The sequence below is a fragment of the uncultured Fibrobacter sp. genome, from assembly GCF_937877005.1.
Taxonomy (GTDB): domain Bacteria; phylum Fibrobacterota; class Fibrobacteria; order Fibrobacterales; family Fibrobacteraceae; genus Fibrobacter.
In genome coordinates, this window is the sequence record NZ_CALEFV010000080.1 from 1 (window position 1) to 2291 (window position 2291).

Consider the following 2291-nt stretch of genomic DNA (forward strand, 5'->3'; position numbering starts at 1 on the left):
GGAATAGTAGTCAGTGCTAAAAACAAAAGACTTTACCGTTTTGTCAATTTCATAGATATCACCTTTTCTAAAGTGAGCTTGAACGGTGGCATCGTTGGTCGTGCTGACAAATGTATGGCAAGTATCTTTTTTCGCAATAGTCGCATTACCGGACTTCACACTCCATTGATCAAATCGGTAACCAAAGCGAGTCGCCGCAGCGTCAATACTGTAGTCCATGCCAGAAATCACATCTGTATAGCCCGCGCTGGGAGTAACTGTCCCCAAGGAATCAGCCAGGAGTTTTATGACAAGGCGTTTTTCATTCAAATCTACATAATGGACCGAAATAGTATCCCCGTTAGCGATTGCGACACTGTAGGGCACCACTTTGAAGTTTACCGAGTCGCCCTTTGAAACGGTTACAGAGTCTATATAAGCGGTATACACACTTCTGGAAGCAGAGGTACTTGTGCAGCCCGCATTAGCGCACTTGTAATATGTAACATAGTTAGCTTGATTTTTACGTTTTACCACAATACCGAACTTACCGTCATCCGGCGCAACGAAACGGAAACGAACGCCATTAGTTGCTGAGCCACTGTAATAATTGTCTTTGAAGGTATATTCCTTGGGCGTATCGGTAACGCTATAGATTTCACCTGCAACAAAGTGGGCTTCAAGATTGCAGTCCCCCTTGACCGTGACAGTTGTCGTAGCCGACGCCTTATCGGACAAGGTGCAAGAACCCGAGACAATATCCCACTTTTTGAACTTATAACCAGTGTTTGGAGTGGCAACAAGTCGAAGGGTATCCCCCGCAGCAGCCGTAGAATCGTCATAACGGAAATAGCCATTGATTGAGACATCGCCTTTTCCCAGGGTATCTATATGAACCCGGTAAGTACGTTTCACCGAAATCAATATGGAATCGGCAAACGTGACCTGCGAGACATTGTGATAATCACGGAACACATAATAATGCTTACCGGCCTCCGCAATGGCATCAACATTAGAAGACTTGTAGGTCCCCTTTTCAAAAGTTTCATCGGAATAAAGGTAACGATAATAATTGGTCGTGTTAGAATACGTAACAAACTTATAGGTTCCCGCAGTCGGAACATCGAAATAAGTCTGTATACCCATATAACCGTCGCGCATGACACCGTCTTTAAGGAAATTGAACCATTGGGGAGTTTCGCTAATTTCAAAAACTTTGCCTTCTACAAAGAACGCCTTTACCTTGCAATCCCCGGCGAGCGCCACAAAGGTGCTAACCTTTGCCGTATCGCGAATCGTACAGGATCCAGAAACTTTTTCCCAATGGTCAAAACGCGACCCATCGTCCGCAGTAGCCACAATCGAAATGGAATCTCCGGCAAATTTGTCGTCGCTGGAACCCAATTTGCCATTGACTTTAACGGTTCCCGCTCCCGAAACTGCAGAACTCACGTTTACGTTTTTGACAACCCATACCGAGAGAGTGTCGTTCTTGTCCGGAGAATAGGAAGAACTGGTGCTTTGCAAGTAGAAATAATATTTTTCACCTTCAGTGGCGCTAAACGCATTGGACGAGAGGCTACTCCTTGTGGTAAAGGTTTCGTCATAAGCCCAAACATTGTTCGACAGGCTACTTTTTACAAAAAGAGTGTACCCGCCGTCTTCAGGCGCCGTAAACACGGTCCTGATGCCAAAACTTGAACCGATTTCAGAGCGGTGCATGGCATAGTTGAATTTCGAAGACGTTGTAGAAATCGGATAAACACCACCATCGTCTTCCGAGAATACGGTTATTTTACAATCTCCATCGACAGTCACTTTTGCATTCTGGGCAGCGGTGTCGCTCAAGGTGCAGTTACCCGAAGTCACCTTCATGTACGAAAATCTCTTTCCGCTAGATGCAGTGGCGGAGATTTGTATGGATTCGCCATTAATGTGCGTCGTGTCGTGGGAAGAACCGTTTTCAAACTTGGCAGAAATACCTTCGTCACCTTCGAGTTCTATATGGTAAGTACGGTCGACGTTGAGCGTTAAGGATTGCGAGCTACCAGTGCTAAAAAGAAGGTACCGGCCGTCTGTATTGACGCTTCCCAAGAAAACCTGTTTGGTCGTCGTTCCGCTATAGCTTTTACTGGTTGTAGAAGGGAACGTTTTGTCGGAGCCATCATCATACAAATAAATAGTTGTCGAGGCAGTCGGTTTAATCGTGAGCCTGTAGGTACCGGAATCTGTCGGGACAAATCCCGTATTCATTCTGTAGTAGGAACCGCTGGCATAGCCATCGTCATTAAACTTGTAGGTGACGGGGGTTT

1 pseudogene is annotated in these 2291 nt (G+C 45.7%); it reads right to left on the minus strand.

From position 1 onward, the window contains the following. Nucleotides 1-2291, minus strand: a pseudogene (locus Q0628_RS04385) (hypothetical protein); the annotation flags it as partial.